The 14,305-nt window shown below is 68.0% G+C and carries 14 protein-coding genes, 1 tRNA gene and 2 pseudogenes; 10 read left to right on the top strand and 7 right to left on the bottom strand.

What is annotated here, in order from left to right:
- A complete protein-coding gene (locus tag ACFY3C_RS44490; RefSeq protein ID WP_390774997.1) occupies positions 1-183 on the bottom strand; it encodes a hypothetical protein in 183 nt (60 codons plus the stop codon).
- Between the two features lie 414 nt (positions 184-597).
- On the opposite strand from ACFY3C_RS44490, the gene ACFY3C_RS44485 reads away from it, so the two are divergent.
- From ACFY3C_RS44485 to ACFY3C_RS44460, 6 genes are all read left to right on the top strand, one after another.
- Entirely contained in the window at positions 598-1,302 is a 705-nt protein-coding gene (locus tag ACFY3C_RS44485) for a transglutaminase family protein (protein WP_390774996.1), read from the top strand.
- A gap of 474 nt (positions 1,303-1,776) precedes the next feature.
- A protein-coding gene (locus ACFY3C_RS44480) for an IS5 family transposase (RefSeq protein WP_390774995.1) occupies positions 1,777-2,591 on the top strand; the annotation gives its coding sequence in 2 pieces (ribosomal slippage) (positions 1,777-2,119 and positions 2,119-2,591; 816 coding nt in all).
- Positions 2,592-2,656: 65 nt separating this feature from the next.
- On the top strand, positions 2,657-3,841 hold the full coding sequence (locus ACFY3C_RS44475) for an IS701 family transposase (RefSeq protein ID WP_390774994.1): 1,185 nt from the start codon (positions 2,657-2,659) through the stop codon (positions 3,839-3,841).
- Positions 3,842-4,268: 427 nt separating this feature from the next.
- The gene (locus tag ACFY3C_RS44470) at positions 4,269-5,141 is read left to right on the top strand and encodes a trypsin-like serine protease (RefSeq protein WP_390774993.1); all 873 of its coding nucleotides are present in this window, start codon (positions 4,269-4,271) and stop codon (positions 5,139-5,141) included.
- A 483-nt stretch (positions 5,142-5,624) separates the two neighbouring features.
- Positions 5,625-6,008 (top strand): hypothetical protein, encoded by a 384-nt coding sequence (locus ACFY3C_RS44465; RefSeq protein WP_390774992.1) that lies wholly within the window; start codon positions 5,625-5,627, stop codon positions 6,006-6,008.
- A gap of 24 nt (positions 6,009-6,032) precedes the next feature.
- A complete protein-coding gene (locus ACFY3C_RS44460; protein WP_390774991.1) occupies positions 6,033-7,085 on the top strand; it encodes an alcohol dehydrogenase catalytic domain-containing protein in 1,053 nt (350 codons plus the stop codon).
- Positions 7,086-7,330: 245 nt separating this feature from the next.
- Here ACFY3C_RS44460 and ACFY3C_RS44455 read toward each other — a convergent pair whose 3' ends face one another.
- Positions 7,331-8,443, bottom strand: a complete 1,113-nt coding sequence (locus tag ACFY3C_RS44455) for a catalase family protein (RefSeq protein ID WP_390774990.1) — start codon at positions 8,441-8,443, stop codon at positions 7,331-7,333.
- A gap of 401 nt (positions 8,444-8,844) precedes the next feature.
- Here ACFY3C_RS44455 and ACFY3C_RS44450 point away from each other — a divergent pair, with 401 nt between their 5' ends.
- Together ACFY3C_RS44450 and ACFY3C_RS44445 are read left to right on the top strand one after the other, a co-directional pair.
- Positions 8,845-9,510: an RICIN domain-containing protein gene (locus ACFY3C_RS44450; protein ID WP_390774989.1), complete on the top strand. Its 666-nt coding sequence runs from the start codon at positions 8,845-8,847 to the stop codon at positions 9,508-9,510.
- Between the two features lie 563 nt (positions 9,511-10,073).
- Entirely contained in the window at positions 10,074-10,340 is a 267-nt protein-coding gene (locus tag ACFY3C_RS44445) for a hypothetical protein (protein WP_390774988.1), read from the top strand.
- A gap of 59 nt (positions 10,341-10,399) precedes the next feature.
- Here ACFY3C_RS44445 and ACFY3C_RS44440 read toward each other — a convergent pair.
- The 3 genes and pseudogenes from ACFY3C_RS44440 to ACFY3C_RS44430 all read right to left on the bottom strand — a co-directional run bounded on the left by ACFY3C_RS44440 (position 10,400) and on the right by ACFY3C_RS44430 (position 11,762).
- Positions 10,400-10,476, bottom strand: a tRNA-Met gene (locus tag ACFY3C_RS44440).
- A gap of 424 nt (positions 10,477-10,900) precedes the next feature.
- Positions 10,901-11,101 (bottom strand): annotated as a pseudogene (locus ACFY3C_RS44435) (transposase); the annotation flags it as partial.
- A 457-nt stretch (positions 11,102-11,558) separates the two neighbouring features.
- Positions 11,559-11,762, bottom strand: coding sequence for a hypothetical protein (locus ACFY3C_RS44430; protein ID WP_390774987.1), 204 nt, complete (start codon positions 11,760-11,762; stop codon positions 11,559-11,561).
- A 691-nt stretch (positions 11,763-12,453) separates the two neighbouring features.
- Between ACFY3C_RS44430 and ACFY3C_RS44425 the strand changes: the two are divergent.
- A pseudogene (locus ACFY3C_RS44425) lies at positions 12,454-12,600 on the top strand (hypothetical protein); the annotation flags it as partial.
- Between the two features lie 266 nt (positions 12,601-12,866).
- Entirely contained in the window at positions 12,867-13,118 is a 252-nt protein-coding gene (locus ACFY3C_RS44420) for a hypothetical protein (RefSeq protein ID WP_390774986.1), read from the top strand.
- 79 nt (positions 13,119-13,197) lie between these two features.
- Here the strand turns inward: ACFY3C_RS44420 and ACFY3C_RS44415 are convergent, their stop codons facing one another.
- Positions 13,198-13,722, bottom strand: coding sequence for an AAA family ATPase (locus ACFY3C_RS44415; protein WP_390775017.1), 525 nt, complete (start codon positions 13,720-13,722; stop codon positions 13,198-13,200).
- 203 nt (positions 13,723-13,925) lie between these two features.
- The coding region (locus tag ACFY3C_RS44410; protein WP_390774985.1) for a hypothetical protein at positions 13,926-14,305 on the bottom strand (380 nt) is incomplete at its 5' end.

Raw genomic sequence — 14,305 nt, 5'->3', positions numbered from 1 at the left:
TCAGACGGCCCAGTCGAGGACGTCGGCGTATTGGTCGGTGCCGATGAGGTCCTCGACGGTGATGAGCTGGGTGTAGGCGGCGCGGATAGTCAGGGGCCAGGTGCGGGGGCGGCCGAAGTGTTCTTCGAGGGCGCAGGCGAGGTTGGTGTGCCGGGTCATGCGGTCCCAGTCGATGTGGGTCATGGTCTGGCTGATGGTTGCCGGGGTGGGCGGCGGTTGGTGAGGCGCTCGGCGGGGTGGGGGTGTCGTCCCTCGTTTGCCGTTACCGTCCGTACTCTCGCTGTCACAGTTTGGGAGCCCGGGGTCGGTGTGCCGTGGTGGGTACCGGGGCGGTGAGCTGCCGGGCGCCGGGTTGTCCGGGCACGCTGCAGAACTGGGTCCGTCAGGCCCGGCGCCGGTCGGAGGTGCAAAGGGCGTCTGGCGGGCTGAGCGGTCCGAGCGCGACGAACTACGTCGGCTGCGGGAGGAGAACGCCCGGCAGCGCAAGGAGATCGCGGAACTCGGGAACGAGCGCGATGTCCGAGGAGGGCTGGAAGGGCCGCAGGTCGAGGAAGCGCAGGTCACTAGGGTTTCCCTGCCCCGGTATACGCTGGTGTTATGGAAGAGCGTCATCTTCGAGATACACGGCTCCTGGATTTCGAAGATCCGCGCATCCAGGCCCTGATTCGGGATCGCCGCTGGAGGGACCTGCCCGAGCACGAGCGAATCGGCGCGATCTATGACTTTGTTCAGAACGAGATCGCGTTCGGCTACAACGAGTCTGACGACCTGCCCGCTTCGGCGGTGCTCGCCGACGGGTACGGGCAATGCAATACCAAGACCACGCTGCTGATGGCGCTGCTGCGAGCCACCGGCAGCGGCTGCCGTTCCCACGGCGCCACTGTCGCCAAGCGGTTGCAGAAAGGGATCATGGAAGGCCTGTTCTACCGGGCCGCACCCGCCAGCCTAGTCCACAACTGGGCGGAGGTCTTCTACGATGGCCGCTGGGTTGGGCTGGAGGGCGTGATCCTCGACCAGCCCTACCTTGAGGGCCTGCGCGCGAACCTGCAAGTGAAAAGCGGCGCCTTCTGCGGGTACGGGGTGGGCACGGAAGATCTGGCGGATCCGCCGGTCGCCTGGCAAGGCACCGACACGCAGATCCAGGCCACCGGCGTCAATCACGACCTTGGCGTCTTCGACGATCCGGACTCGTTCTACCGGCTGCACGGCGCCAATGTCCGCGGTATCCGGCGATGGCTGGTCTGGCCGCGGATGCGGACCATGATGAACCGCAAGGTCGCCTCCATCCGGGGGTGCCGTTAACGAGCGGCGAATCAGGTGACAAGTAACCCGCAGGTAGCTTTCGGGTCGAAGGTCGGACGGTGGATGGCCCTGCGGGCGGTCGATCGCGGGGACTTTGCCGCTGTGTCGGGTTCAGTTGCGTTGGGGGGAATACGGGGAGAGGGTTCCCGGCTTGCCGGACGTGGGGTGAGCAGCGCCCATAGCCTGCGGGGATGAGTGAGCAGACGGAGCGGTGCGAGGCTCCGGCTGTCCCGCGTCAAGTAGTTGGCAGGTTTTCGGGCTCGGGAAAGTTGGGGACGAGGGGGTCGGCTGCGCCGGTGTGGACGTCGTGGGGCCGGTTCCAGGCGAGCGCCTCGTGGGGGCGGAGGGGCTGTCAAACGAGCGGTGTAACTCGGGTTGTTGTTTACTGACGGGCTGCTGAGAGTCGGCCGTCGAAGGTGATGTCGAAGGCGTTAAGACCGTGTCCTACATGGCCTGTTGGTAGTTGAGTGGGGCATGGGGAGTGGGCGGTGGGGTTGGATCGTTCCGGACGGTCTGTGGGAGTTGGCGAGGCCGTTGTTGGCGCCGGCGCGGGTGCGACCGCAGGGCGGCGGGGTCGCGAACATCGATGATGAGGCGGTGTTCGCCGCGATCATCTACGTGCTGGTCAGCGGCTGTGCCTGGCGGTCACTGCCGCCGTGCTTCGGCGCGTCGAAGTCGATGGTCCATCGTCGGTTCCTGATCTGGTCCAGAGCCGGGGTATGGGGCCGGCTGCACCAGAAGGTTCTTCAGCTCCTGGACGAAAAGGGGCTGGTGGACTTGTCCCGCGCGGTCCTCGACTCGGCTCACGTTCGCGCGAAAAAGGGGGCGAACTTGCAGGTCCGAGCCCCGTGGACCGAGGTAGGCCCGGTTCCAAGATGCACGTCCTGTCCGACGCGGCCGGACTGCCCCTACGCGTCGGACTCTCCGCGGCCAACACCCACGACAGCCTCGCGCTGAAGCCGATGCTGTCCCATTTCCACATGGGACACGAACTTCATGCAGCCGATTCCAAGCCCGTGCGTCTCCATGCCGACAAGGCCTACGACATCCCTCACCTGCGGCGATGGCTCTGGGGCAAGCGCATCGGCGTCCGCATCGCCCGCAAGGGCATCGACTCGAGTGAACGACTCGGCCGCCGCCGCTGGGTCATCGAACGCGCCATGTCCTGGCTGACCGGCTACCGCCGCCTCAACCACCGCTACGAGCGCAAACCCGGCAACTACCTGGCCTTTCTCGGACTCGCCGCAGCCCTCTGCTGCTACAAACGGCTCCTCAAACTGACCATGTAGGACACGGTCTAATACTGCAACGGTCTTTGTCGTGACTGCTGGCCAGGTCCGTCGTTGATGTGGTTATGGGTGGGGACCTTGCTGATGTCGGTGTGTGGGCGGGTGAGTTGGAGCGGTTGCACGGGCGGTTCGTGCACCGGTTTGCGAGGGCAGAGCCGCGGGAGTCGGCGCTTGCGTATATGCGCGGGCTGATTGCTCCGCTGGAGCGCAAGAACGGCTGGACACTGGCCGACCAGGCAGGCCATGCCGCACCGGACCGCCTCCATCGGCTGCTAAACCGCATCGACTGGGACGCCGACGAGGTCCAGAACGACGTGCGCGACTACGTCGTCGAACACCTGGGTGACCGGGATGCCGTGCTGATCGTGGACGACACGGGCTTCCTGAAGAAGGGCACGAGGTCGGCAGGCGTGCAACGGCAGTACTCAGGCACCGCAGGAAGGACGGAGAACTCTCAGATCGGTGTCTTCCTCGCCTATGCGGCACCGCGTGGCCGCACGCTGATCGACCGCCGTCTGTATCTGCCCACGTCGTGGACGGATGACCGCGAGCGGTGCAGGCGGGCCGGCATCAACGACGAGGTCGGCTTCGAGACGAAGGTGGCCATGGCCAAGGCGATGGTCCGCCGGGCGATTGTGCAGAAGATTCCGTTCGGGTGGGTGACGGCGGACGCCGCCTACGGCTTCAGCAAGGGCTGGCGGTTCGAGCTGGAGCAGGCCGACGTCTTCCACGTCATGGCCACCACCCGGCACGACACTGTCGTCACTCGCTGGGCCCTCGACCACCCCGTCCATGACCTGCTCCCCGGCCTGGCCCGGCAGAAATGGAAACGCCGTTCCTGCGGCGACGGTGCCCACGGCCGGCGGATCTTCGACTGGGCCCGAGTCGAAGTCCGCCCCTGGCACCGACCCGACCGCCGGCACTGGGTGATCGCCCGCCGCAGCGTCAGCCGGCCCGAGGAGATCTCCTACTACATCGCCTACTGCCCGGCCGAGACCACGCTCGATGAACTGATCCGCATCGCGGGCAGCCGCTGGGCCGTGGAGGAATGCGTCCAGACCGCGAAGCAAGAATGCGGTCTGGACGACTACCAGGTCCGCCGTTACCCGGGCTGGCACCGCCACATGACCCTGGCCATGGCCGCCCACGCCTGCCTCACCGTCCTGCGCGCCCGCGAACTCGACACCGACAAAGCAGAAACGGATCCTTCCAGCTTATCCACCTCAGCCTCGCTGAGATCAGACGCCTGATCACCCGACTCACCCACCGCCGGCCCGCACCGGTCGACCACATCCTCAACTGGTCGCACTGGCGCCGCAGACGCCAACACCAAGCCCGCATCAGCCACTACAAACGACTCGGACATAGCCCCTGAAACTGGCCAGCAATCAGCACAAAGACCGTTGCAGTACTAAACCCCTGGAATCGATCATCTAGGCCGCACGACCGCGGTGCTTGGCCCAGTAGCAAGCGCACTTCACGACGCGGTGCAACAACTGTGGGAGTAGGCAGAGGGGGAGGCCGGGCGGTGTTCGCACGCCACGGCACCCACAGCTGGTGCATAGGGAAAACCCTGGAAGGGCGGGCGTGCTCTTGTCACTGCCGCCCCCAGGCGCTTCACTGACGCTGCTCCCCCCCCACAGGAGAACACCCATCACATCGGTAGAAGGGTTTCTCTTGATCGCCCTACGTGCCTCCGCCGTCACCGCCGCGGCCTGTGCCGCCGTGCTCGCCACCGCGTTGCCGTCCTCGGCCATCAACTCGTACAACGCGACACCCGCACCCGAGCGCACCGAGGTCGGCGCGCTGGTCGCGACCTGGGACAACGACGGCGACCCCACGACACCCGACCGGGTCGACTGGGTGTGCTCCGGCACCATGATCGACGCGGACACGTTCCTGTCCGCCGCGCACTGCACCACCGACTGGCCCGACAACGTGAAGTTCTACGTGTCCCTGGACCAGGACGTGCAGGCCGGCCTCGACGCCGCCGCGAAGAAGTACCCCGGCGATCCGGCCGCGCAGGCAGGCGCCGTCGCCGTCCAGGGCACCGCCCACAGCCATCCCGACTACCCCGGGCCCGCGTCCGACCCGCACGACATCTCGGTGATCGAGCTGCCCGCGACCAAGGTCAAGGCCCGCTGGACCTTCACCCCGGCCACGCTGCCCACCGCCAACCAACTCGGCGCGCTCGGCCCACAGCCGCTGAACTCCACCGAGTGGTTCGTCGCCGGGTACGGCACCCAGGAGGCCCAGCGCGGCCCCGGCGGCCAGACCCACCCCGGCGGCGGTGTCCGGATGAAGGCGCCTGTCACCTTCGATGCCCTCAACGACGCGTGGGTCCGCCTGGCGATGACCGAACCCCAGGGCAACGGCGGCGCCTGCTACGGCGACTCCGGCGGCCCCAACTTCGCCGTGATCGGCGGCCGTAGCGTGCTCGCGGCCACCACGATCACCGGCGACGGCCCGTGCTATGCGACGAACGTGTCGTACCGCCTGGACACCCCGGGGGCCCGCGCCTTCCTGGCGCCGTTCGTGAAGCTGCCGTAGCGCCCCCCCGCCGGGCAGAGCGCGCCACCTCCGGAGCGCCTCACCGCGCTGCCGGGCCCGCCGTCGCCCACGGCTCGCACGAGCCGTCGGCGGCGGGCTGATCTCGGACGGTGACGGCGCAATTCGGCAGGCTGGGCTGCGAGCGCCGTTCACTGGCGAAGATCGCCCGTGGGGACTACGACGTGATGCGCTGTACCGCCAGCGCGGTTACCTGGTAGCAGCACAGGGGGAGCTTGGACGGCGCGCCGGGTCTGCTGCAGGTGGCGTGTCAGGCGCGACGTCGGATACCGGGCGTGTCTGGACCGACCGCGCACATGAGCCATACCTCGCACCGGGCCCCTTGTCTCCGGCGGCGCGGCACCCGTACGCTCACCGTCCGTACCAACTGGACGGTATGTGTCGCAGGAGCGTCGGTACACGACACGACAGTCTGCCGGGCGGCCGACCGTCGATCCAACGCGACCGTCGAAGGAGCCGCCGGGGATGAACAGAAACAACCGCCAGGTGCGCCTGGCCGCACGTCCCGTGGGAGAGCCGCGGCCCATCGACCGGGAGCACGTCGAGGAGCTGACCGGGCAGCCAGACGGCGGGCAATTCGTGGTGCAGGTGCTCTGTCTGTCGATCGACCCGGAGATGCGCGGCTGGATGAACGCGGGCAGGTCCTGCATCCGCCCGGTGGGGATCGGCGAGGTGATGCGCACCGGCGCGGTGGGAAGGGTGACCGCCTCCCGGCGCTCCGGGTCCTCGGTCGACAACCAAGTCCCGGGCGCGTTCGGCGCGCACGAGCGCTGCGTGTCGGACAGGCGCGGCGTGACCAAGGTCGACCCGGCGGCGCCCTTGCCGACGGTTTTGAAGATCGCGGACTGACCGGGCTGAGGAGAGAGTAATCCGGTGAAGGCACTGACCTACCACGGCCGTCACGACATCCGCTATGGGGATGTCCCCGACCCGGCTGTCACCAGCCCCACCGACGCGGTGGTGCAGGTGACCGCGGCCGGCATCTGCGGCAGCGACCTGCACATCTACCGCGGAAACCCGTTCAGCCCGGAACTGGGCTACACAACGGGACACGAGTGCGTCGGCGTGGTCGTCGACACGGGCGGCCAGGTCACCCGCTTCAGGCCCGGCGACCGGGTTCTGGTGCCCGCCTCCGTCGGATGTGCCCAGTGCCGGTCGTGCGCGGCCGGGTTCACCGCGCGGTGCGAGCGCGCCACGTCCAGCACGGAGCTCTGCTACGGAGTGAGCCCGCAGCTCCCGGGCAGCCAGGCCCAGACCCTGGCGGTGCCCTACGCCGACGTCAATCTGGTGCACTTGCCCGAGGGCATCTCCGACGAGGCCGCCGTCGTCCTGACGGACAACGCCCCCACGGCCTGGTACGGCTGCCGCCGTGCCCGCATCCGGCCCGGTGAGACCGTCCTGGTCATCGGCCTCGGCCCGGTCGGCCTCATGGCCGCCCAGTCCGCCTTCGCGATGGGCGCCGCGCGGGTGCTGGGCGCGGACCTGGTCGCGGAGCGCCGCGCCTTCGCCGCCACCCTGGGTGTCGAGCCGGTCGAGGGCGAGGACGCGCGGACGGCCATACGGGACATGACCGGCGGACGCGGGCCGGACGCCGTGGTGGAGGCCGTGGGCTCGGACGCCACCATCCAGCTCGCCCTCAAGGCCGTACGACAGGCCGGCCGGGTCAGCGTCGTCGGGGTCAGCCAGAGCAAGGCATTCCCCTTCCACATGGGAATGGCGCAGGTCAAGGAATTGGAGTTCGCTATCGGGCTGTGCTCGGTGCACTACGAACTCCCTCCCCTGATCGCCCTCGCCCGTGCCGGCCGGATCAACCCCGAAGTCGTGGTCTCCCACCGCTTCCCCCTCTCCGAAGGCCCGGCGGCGTACGAACTGTTCGCAGGCCGCTCCGACGGCGTCCGCAAGATCCTTCTCGACCCCACCCGCTGACCCTCCTATGCAGGCCCGACTCCCACCGCCGCTCCGAACGCGCAGGGCCAAGCGAACTGCCCCAAGGGTTCCTTGAGTTCCGCAGCGCCGCTCAAGCATGGCCGCTGCGGAGTGGCTGCCGGCCATGCGTCACCACGCTCTGGGAAGAGCACATGAGCGGCGTCGAGAATCCCTTGCCGGGTCGCGTGCGCGCGGCCGCAGTCCGAGTGCGGTCAGCGCAGGCGGCGGGACGCGGCTGAGCTGGCTCAGCCGAGCAATTGCGCGCTGCTGACCGGTTCGCGCCGCTGTTGTCCGTTGATGCGGTGCCGTTCGATGGACGAGCGCCGGTACACCTCCTGCCGCACCCGCTGGATTTCGCCGATGGGCCGGTGTTCCTCGCGTGATCGCCACGGCGTGATCGACGTGGCGTCGGCGGCCACCAGGTTGTCGTCCCCGCCGATGTCCTGGCGCGGGATATCCACCCGGGCGACCGTCACCCAGGGGGACAGGTTCTCGGGCCACTTGACGGACGTGTTGTCCACCGGCATGCGGGCCAGATCGGTGTTGAGCTGGACCTGGAGCTCGAAGGAGTGGTCTCGCTCCGCGGCCTCGGCCACCAGGGTGCGGCGGAACGCCTCGTTGTCCGCGCGCACGTCCACGATCTGGTGCGTGAGCAAGGCCAGGGACGCGGCGGTCGGCACGGTACGGATCTTGGCGATGTGGTCGCCGTACCGGAAGGCGCCCATGCTGTTGTAGGTGTATGACAGCAGGTTCCTGCGCGGGACACTGGTGAACGACAGCATGGCGAGCAGTTCGTCCCACAGCCAGCTGCCGGGATCGGTGAGCGTCTGCCGGCGGGTCAGGAACTCCGCCATCCAGGTCTTGCGACGGACTGGGTCCACGAGGGCCTCGGGCAGTTCGGCGAACAGATCCTCGATCACCATGTAGTCGTAGGCGGTGTTCGCGAAGAAGACATCGTTGTTGATCAGGTTGAGGTCGAACGTCCCACTGTCTCGTTCGTCGTCCAGCAGCGAGGGGCCGCCAACGCCGAACAGCTTGACGCCCATTCCGCACGCCGCGCCCAGTTGGTGGTCGGGGCGCTGGTGGCCCAAGCCGTTCGAGTAACGGACGACGGCGTCGTGCACGGCCGGTCGGGCGAAGATGCCCTGCTCGTAGAAGCCACGGTTGTCACCAATCGTGACCGTGGCCCTGAGGAGGCCGTAGGTCTTTCCGTGGGCGGTGCGGACAGCGCGGCCGACGGCCTCGCGCTCGACCGAGGCACGAGTACGACGCGCCACCTGGGCGACGACTGCATCCAACTCCTCCTGGTAGTCCGGGCGTTCGGTGGAACGGTAGTCCTCGTAGCGGACGGGATCCATGGTGTTGCCTCCCTGTGCGGTGGTCTCGACCCCTGACGCTAGCGAGCAATTAAATTGTGCACAACGTAACTGAGTGTGGCGAATCACACGGAGACGGAGTGCAACCGCGTCGGGGGCACCGCGCCCACAGGGTCGACGCATGCCGTGCTCGTAGGCGGACCGGGCTGCCGGATCGGCCCTTTCCCTGCTGAGCACGGAGTCCAGCTCATCCGAGCGCAAGGGCCAGAGCGAAGGAGACAATGCCCGGCTCCCAAGGCCACGATGGCGAAGGCCAAGCAGCGGCGGGCAACGGGGACAGCGGCGGGGAACGGGACGTTGACGCGGGCGGCCCACAGGGACAGGGCCATCGCCGCGGGCGGTGGCATGGAGGGATGTGCCCCGGCCTCAACCCGTTCCTCCCCTTGACCGTCATCGTGCTGTCGTGCGACTCGCCCCTCGCGCAGTGGCACCCCGACGACCTGGGGGCGCCCGGCGGCCCGCTGCGCTGGCACAACTCGGCCTATCCGGGGCTGTGCCTGACCGGTCTGGGGAACGAGCAGCAGGTCCTGGCCCTGGCGTGCGGCAGCAGTCCCTCCCAGCAGTGGTGGGACAATTCCCGCGGGGTGTCCGACCGCGCGTGGGAGTCCGGTGACGGGCAGGCCCGGCTGCGCGCGTGGAATGGCCTTTGCCTGGACCAATTCGGTGAGCCCGGCCGTGACGGCACCCCGCTGACCACCCGTCGGCGCAACGACGTCTACACCCAGCGCTGGGACATGGAATACGCCGGCCTGGGCGACAACATCGTCCGGCTCAAGGGGCTCGGCAGCGGCGGACGGTGCGTCGACATCCTGGACACCCATGAGCTCCGGCCCGGCGAACGTTCTCTGCTGCACGACTGCACGGACCGCGGTGCCAGGGACGACGGCACGGGCCACCGCTGGCAGGCGGAGATGTACGGGGACGGCTCCCTCCGCTTCCGCAACGAGGCCGCGCACCTGTGCCTGGTGCCCTCGGCGCGGGAGGCGGCCTACGTGACGATCGAGAACTGCAGCGATGACGCCTGTCAGCGCTGGACGATCGTGCCGTAGGCATGACTCCGTAGCCGCGAGGTGAACCGGGCCTGGGCCGACACACGGCAGTCGGCCCAGCCCCCAGGGGCCGGCCTCCGCCTCCTCCTCTCCCTCACCCGTGCTCAGTGGCCGACCGGCCCGGAGCCTCGCGGCGCCCCTGGACCGGATCGCGGCCGGGACCGCGGCGGACGGCCCGCCGTCGGATCCATGCCGGTTTCAGCTTGTTCCTCGGCTTGACCCGCCACCAGTGTGTCTGTGGTCCTCGGCCACCGGCGCCGTCCCGGCCGCGCGATGCGAGCAGCGAGGACTCGGCAGCCCTGGAACAGTGGCTCAGCGAGGACCGGGGGGAGGTCGATCCGACGGAGATTCACGACGCCAACCAGCATTGCCAGAGCGGTACCTGACCGATGTTTGGAAGGTGCCACCGCGCAAGGGCACCTAAGAATCCACCGCACTACGCCAGCCATGGCCTGCCGTTCGTAGAGCTGGCGAGCACTGAGCCGAAAGCGCCCGCGACCTTGCTGTCAGTGCCCGGTGGCAGGATCGACCCGGTGATCCGTTCACGGACAGGGGGATACGTCGTGACGAGTACGTACGAGTGGCCGCGCGGTGCGAGCAGCGAGGACTCCGCGGCCCTGGAGGAGTGGCTCGGCAAGCACGGGTGGGAGGTCGATCCAACGGTGTTCATGGCCGGCGCGCGGGGTCCGGCCGTCCAGGTCCGCCGGATCGGCGCGGCGTGGCAGGACGAGCCGGGGCTGCTGATCCTGCCCGGTGAGGTGGCGGAGTACGACGGCGGCCGGGTGCGCATCGCCACCCGGCCGGCCGCGGCAGCCTCGCCTGCCCCGTAAGCCCGGCGCCCTACATGCTTTCGGCCCCCTCGATGTTGGTGTCGAGGGGGCCGGTGCGTTGGTAGCGGGGACAGGATTTGAACCTGCGACCTCTGGGTTATGAGCCCAGCGAGCTACCGAGCTGCTCCACCCCGCGTCGGTGCGCCCAGTTTACGTCATGCGCCGGGCAGGGCACGCGGGGAGTATCTCGGGCGTATCGTCCGCCGTGACCGCCCGGCCGCTCGAGCACGCCGGGCGTCCCTGACCGGAGCTACCGCTGATCTGGTGCCCCCGGCAGGATTCCAACCTGCGACACCCGCTTCAGGAGTGGGATCGAATCCTTGCCGCGGGATGCTCGGCGCTGCTGTGCGGTGCTGTTTCCCCTGGTCAACAGTAAAGCGGCTGCGTACTTGATCCGGCGCCGGGTACCTCGCACGCCGCGACGAAGCCTCCTACGCTGCCGCCGTCATGGTCATGTCCCCTGTGGCGGTGTAGCCGCGGGGAGTTCGACGGGATCGTGGTCGGTGCAGAGGGAGCCCATGCTGCCTTCGGAGAGGTAGCGGCGGGCGAAGGCGATCCCTTCATCGTGCATCTCGCTGAGCAACGCGGTCGTCAGCCGCAGACAGCAGTGCGTCGGGGCTGGGGAAGAAACTTCCGGTGCGGAGCTTGGGAATGCCCAGGTTCAGATCGCCGGCCTGGGGCGTGAGCACCTTCGCGCGGTGCCCGTTGCGCCAGGTGGTGCGTGTATGAGTGCGCACACCCCACTTTGCGCTGATGTGGGCGGTGGCCTCGGTCCGATTTTTGCATGATGGCCTGCCTCATGCGTAGGGAGCGGCCGCCCGCCGCGGGCAGGTAACCACGTGCTCACCGACTTGGTCCGACCCCACGACGGCGAACGCCATCCGCCTGGCCTGGAAGGGGAGGCATCCGGTACGCCTCCCCTTCCAGGCCGCATTTCAGCGACGACGAAGGAAGGCGAACAACACGCCGGGGCCGTCCGCCGGCGGGGAGAAGGCACCGACCGCGCGAAGGGAAAGGAAGGGCGGTTGCACACCGTGCGGCAACGGCTTCGGATGCCCTGTGCTCAACGGCACCGCCACAGGCGCACTGGCTGCAGTGTCGTCGCCCTGGGCGATGCCATAGGCCTGACCGTCGTCGTCGACAGACAGCAGCAGGATCTGGCGACTAGCAGTCAACCAGCGGTACCGCCCTGATCCGGCCAACAGCTAGCGGCCCAAGTCAGTACTGAGCTCGGCCTCTGTATGCCTTGGTGACCACGAGGAACTGGTCGCTGTGCAGGTCCATCACATCATGGGCATTGGTGCGTTGGGCGCGCTGGCCAGCGGCGTACTCTTCCGCCGGTGACGAGCCACGGGGGCCTCCGGCGGGGACAGCTCCAGCACGGAGCGTGACTGCGCGGTGGTTGTGGCCACCACGCGTCACCGCTGTTCACGCGCTCGTGGATGTCGATCAGCGTGCTGATGGCGTGAGGGCCCTCTGCCATGCCGACCCACTGCCCTAAAGGAAGCCATCGCTATCACCGTCGACCACGCACGCCCACAGGACGGAAGCTCAAGGCCAGGTCAGCGGCACTCAGATGTTCCTGGAGATCCAGGCGCGTGTTACCGGGGCAGCCGCCAAGTCGTCCGCAAACATCTCGCCGCCCCTGCGGGCGGGCACCGCCGGCCCGGTCCGGGCCGACATCCCCAGCCCCCGCAAGATCACCGCCTGGATCATGCGGCCCCGCGAGACACTCACCGACAGTCAGGACAAGTGGCTTCTGGAGGTCCGGCTCGCCTGCCCGGACATCACCCTGGCCTGCGACCTCACCCAGGCCTGCGCCGACCTGGTCCGCCGCCAGCGGGGATACCTCTGCTGGAGTGGATCCGCCAGGCCGAACAGGACGCGCCGAAGCCGATCCAGGAGTTCGCCGGCTTCCTTCGCCAGGACCTCGACGCAGTCACCGCCGGGCTCACCTTGCCGTGGAGTTCCAGAGTTGTCGAAGGGCATGTGAACCGGGTAGAAACGCTGAAGCGAGCGAGGGGCGGCCAGGCCTCGTTCGAACTTCTCCGGACCCGTATCCTCACGCAGCCATGAGCATCACGGAACCGCGAGGAGACTCGCTCAGGGGTTTGTGCCAAGGAACAGGGCGGCCAGACGGGGGAGCCGACGGCTCATCTCCTCGTCGTCGTCGAAGTCGAAATCCTCGCCCAACTACACGCCGCACGACTTCCGCAGGATGTTCGCCACCGAGGCCGTCACCGGCGGACTGCCCGTCCACATCGCCGCCCGCACCCTCGGGCACAAGACGCTGACCACCACCCAGGCATACCTTGCGGTCTTCCAGGACGACCTGGTGCGGACCTACCGCGGCTTCCTCGACCGACGCCGGGCTGACCGACCGCAGGACGAGTACCGCGAGCCCACCGAGCAGGAGTGGCACGACTTCCAGCAGCACTTCGAGCTCCGCAAGGTGTCACTGGGCAAACTTGCGGGCGACCCTACGGAACCCCCTGTCAGCACGAACACGACTGCATCCGTTGTCCTGTGCTCCAGATCGATCCGCAGCAGCGGCCCCGCCTCATCGAGATCATTCGCAACCTCCGTGAGCGCATCACCGAGGCTCGTGCCAACGGCTGGCTCGGCGAGGTCGAAGGACTTCAGGTCAGCCTCAACGCCGCCATGGCCAAGCTCACCAGCCTCAACCGGACCTCCGCCGACGGCCGCCCCCAGCTGGTCGACCTGGGCATGCCCCTTTTCACTGACCCACCGGCGCATCACTCCGGCTCGACCACATGACAGAGGAAGCGATTTCAGCAGGCGAGTAGCCGGTCGACCACGCTCCCGGGCAGGGCCGGACCAGGGTGGGGCCGGACAGTCACGTGAAAGATGGCCACCGATCGGCGGCCCACTCGGGCCAGCCTGGCCAACCAGGAGGTGGGCTTCCGATTTCATGCTCGTCGAGTTCTGCGGCGTTGGGCTCCTGGAACAGCGTCCTCCAGTGCAAGAGGTCCGCCTCGCTCATCGGGAAGGTCTGATCTGGAGCCGTCGCTTGGCGATGGGCGATCCGAGCGCGTTGGGTCTCCAGGTCCACCGGCACGTACACGAGGTGGCAGGACGCGCCTACAGACTCCACCAACCAGCGGATCGCGGACCTCTCGTCACGAGACCAGCATCCGAAATCCAGGACCACGTTGGTTCCAAGCCTCAGCGCCTCCAGGGCAAGCGCGAGCAGCCGTCCTTCCAGGACATCGCGTTTCCCGTTCGCCTCCGGCTCACCGAACAGCGGAATCATCCACTCATCAGGCGTCAGCCGAAGCGCGTTGTGCTCCTTGGCCAGCTGCCGAGGCCTTGTGGTCTTTCCGGCCCCCGGCAGGTCGACTGTCAGAAACAACGTGGTCACACCCGGATCGTTCATGGAAACCACGGGGACGACAACTGCATTCTCTGCCGAGATCGCCAGGCCCGCTTCGCGGCTCCGGCAGCGGGTGACCTCACATCGACCGGGCCGCGACGATGAGGTCGAGCACCTCCACGTCCACCTCCCCGGGCGTTACAGACGGCTGCCTCATGATTGGTACTTCGCCCGGTAAGGCATGGCGCCCCTCAACTGCGTCGGAAGATCCTTTTGAGCCGGCCCGGCGTGGAGCCACGGAATCGTTGAAGCAGTTCAAGGGCCGGAGGACTGTCCGGATCAAAGCCGTGAATCCCATCCAACTCGGCGGGCACCCCCGGCCCCCACAGGCGAGCCCCATGGCACTGGAAGCAGAAGGCGATCTGGAAGAGCAGGTCGGTGGCGCTATGAGCACGGATACCCCAGCCCGGGATGAAACAGCGGTACAGCTCACTGTCCGGCGCAGAGCTGATCAATGTCAGGACGTCCCTGACCTGAGTGGACGTTAAGTCCGATCTTCCTCGGTTCGTGATCGCTCGATCGTGGGACTGATCGTCATACAGGGGCATCCGCTGGTCATGTCCATGTTGGG

The sequence above is a fragment of the Streptomyces sp. NPDC001410 genome (assembly GCF_042895235.1).
In the GTDB taxonomy this organism is placed as follows: Bacteria; Actinomycetota; Actinomycetes; order Streptomycetales; family Streptomycetaceae; genus Streptomyces.
This window is presented reverse-complemented; position numbering and strand designations above follow the sequence as displayed.

Excerpts from the sequence above, each read along its gene's own strand:
- ACFY3C_RS44455 (WP_390774990.1), bottom strand. The coding sequence starts at position 8,443 with ATGGATCCCGTCCGCTACGAGGACTACCGTTCCACCGAACGCCCGGAC.
- ACFY3C_RS44490 (WP_390774997.1), bottom strand. The coding sequence starts at position 183 with ATGACCCACATCGACTGGGACCGCATGACCCGGCACACCAACCTCGCC.
- ACFY3C_RS44475 (WP_390774994.1), top strand. The coding sequence starts at position 2,657 with ATGGGTGGGGACCTTGCTGATGTCGGTGTGTGGGCGGGTGAGTTGGAG.
- ACFY3C_RS44465 (WP_390774992.1), top strand. The coding sequence starts at position 5,625 with ATGAACAGAAACAACCGCCAGGTGCGCCTGGCCGCACGTCCCGTGGGA.
- ACFY3C_RS44485 (WP_390774996.1), top strand. The coding sequence starts at position 598 with ATGGAAGAGCGTCATCTTCGAGATACACGGCTCCTGGATTTCGAAGAT.